The 1,795-nt window shown below is 74.3% G+C and carries 2 protein-coding genes and 1 pseudogene; 1 reads left to right on the forward strand and 2 read right to left on the reverse strand.

What is annotated here, in order from left to right:
• A partial coding sequence (locus PROKR_RS17995; protein WP_036965368.1) for an ABC transporter permease occupies window positions 1-1,124 on the forward strand: 1,124 nt, incomplete at its 5' end.
• Between the two features lie 59 nt (window positions 1,125-1,183).
• Here PROKR_RS17995 and PROKR_RS18000 read toward each other — a convergent pair.
• Together PROKR_RS18000 and PROKR_RS35345 are read right to left on the reverse strand one after the other, a co-directional pair.
• Window positions 1,184-1,567, reverse strand: coding sequence for a YciI family protein (locus PROKR_RS18000; protein ID WP_051433115.1), 384 nt, complete (start codon window positions 1,565-1,567; stop codon window positions 1,184-1,186).
• A 4-nt stretch (window positions 1,568-1,571) separates the two neighbouring features.
• Window positions 1,572-1,795 (reverse strand): annotated as a pseudogene (locus PROKR_RS35345) (oxygenase MpaB family protein); the annotation flags it as partial.

Consider the following 1,795-nt stretch of genomic DNA (forward strand, 5'->3'; position numbering starts at 1 on the left):
GCCTCGGCGCCCTGGTGGCGCGGAGCGGCCCGGCGGCCCGCCTCGCGGTCGCCAACACGCTGCGCAACCCGCGGCGGACGGCGGCGACCTCCACGGCGCTGCTGATCGGCGTCACGCTGGTCACCATGATGTCCACGGGGGCCGCGAGCGCCCGGATGTCCGCGGACAGCCTGCTGGACGAGACGTTCCCGTACGACGTGAGCGCGTCGCCGTCCGACGAGAGGTACGTCGACGACGTGCGGGAGGCCGTGGCCGGCACCGACGGAGTCTCCGACACCGTGCTGGTGACCAACGCGACCGTCACGCTCGCCGGGGTGGAGAACATGTCGGTTGCGGCCGCCGACCCGCACGACCTCGCGGCCGTGGTGAACGTCGCCGAGGAGGCGGAGCGTCTGACGGACGGCTCCATCCTGCTGACGCAGGACGCGGCGGACTCGCTGGACCTCGGCGACGGCGACACCGCCACGGTCGAGGGCACCGAGGGCGCGGTCGACCTGACGGTCGTGATCACCACGGCCGACCCGCTCAGCAGCATGATCACGGCCGCCGACCTGGACCGGATCACCACAGAGGACCAGTGGAGCGACGTCTGGGCGCACATCGACGGCTCGGACCCGGCGGCCGCGCTCACGGACGTGCAGAACGCCGTGGCGGAGGTCGACGGCGGGGCGTTCGTGATGGGCCCCGCGGCGCAGGCCGCGCAGTTCCGGCAGGTCGTGGACGTGATCCTCGGCATCGTGGTGGGCCTGCTCGCCGTGGCCGTCGTGATCGCGCTGATCGGCGTCACGAACACCCTGTCCCTCTCGGTCATCGAGCGGACCCGCGAGTCCGCGACCCTGCGGGCGATCGGGCTGGGCAAGGACCAGCTGCGCGGCATGCTGGCGGTCGAGGGCATGCTGATCGCCGGGGTCGGCGCGGTCCTCGGCATCGTGCTGGGGCTCGTGTTCGGCTGGGCCGGTGCGGCCACCGCCCTGTCGCTGATGGGCGACGTGCGGTACGCCGTGCCGTGGCTCGACATCACGCTGGTCCTGGTGATCGCCCTCGTCGCGGGCCTCCTGGCCTCCGTGATCCCCGCGCGGGCCGCGGCCCGGACGTCGCCGGTGGCGGCGCTCGGCGTGGAGTGACGGAAAGTGCTGGTCGAGCTTGTCGAGGGGTCTCGGCGAGCTCGACCAGCGGTGTGCACTCAGTCCCCCGACATGGTGCGCCGGTCCCCCACCGGCCCGTCGGCATGCGGGAACGCGAGCGAGCCCGCGCCGACCCACCACTCCATCACGTCGTAGGCGAGCCGCCCCGCGACGACGGACGGGTCGGCGTCGGACAGCCGCGCGGCCTCGGCCGGGTCGCACGCGAAGATCGACATGCCGCGGTAGGACGGGTCGCTGCGCAGGTCGAAGGGGCCGTTCACGACGAGCACCCCGCGCCGCCGCAGCTCGGCGCGGTACGCGAGATGGCGTGCCTGGAGCGCGGTGAGGTCGTCGTCGCTGATGGCGGGCGCGCCGGGCGGGCGCCGCAGGACCACGACCGTGTACACGTCGAAGGCGTCGGGGACGTCGGGGTCGCTCGCCATGTCCTCAGGCTACTGAGGCCCAGCGTTCCCGGCCTCCGGCGGAGCCCAGTCCCCACCGCACGCCCCGCACTGCCAGAGAGCCGGCGGGTCCGCCCAGGGCGCGGCTGAACCAGGTCTCGACGCCGAGCTCCGTGCGCGCCCAGACGGGCAGCAGCGCCACGGACCCGGCGGCGAGCAGGCGGTAGGGGCCGCGGGCGACCCGGGGCAGCGGTGGCTCGCGCAGCAGGA

Origin of the sequence: Promicromonospora kroppenstedtii DSM 19349 (assembly GCF_000515355.1) — a bacterium.
Classification (GTDB): domain Bacteria; phylum Actinomycetota; class Actinomycetes; order Actinomycetales; family Cellulomonadaceae; genus Promicromonospora; species Promicromonospora kroppenstedtii.

What these genes read in the sequence shown, in the direction of transcription:
- PROKR_RS18000 (WP_051433115.1), bottom strand. Translation starts at nt 1,567, where the DNA reads ATGGCGAGCGACCCCGACGTCCCCGACGCCTTCGACGTGTACACGGTC.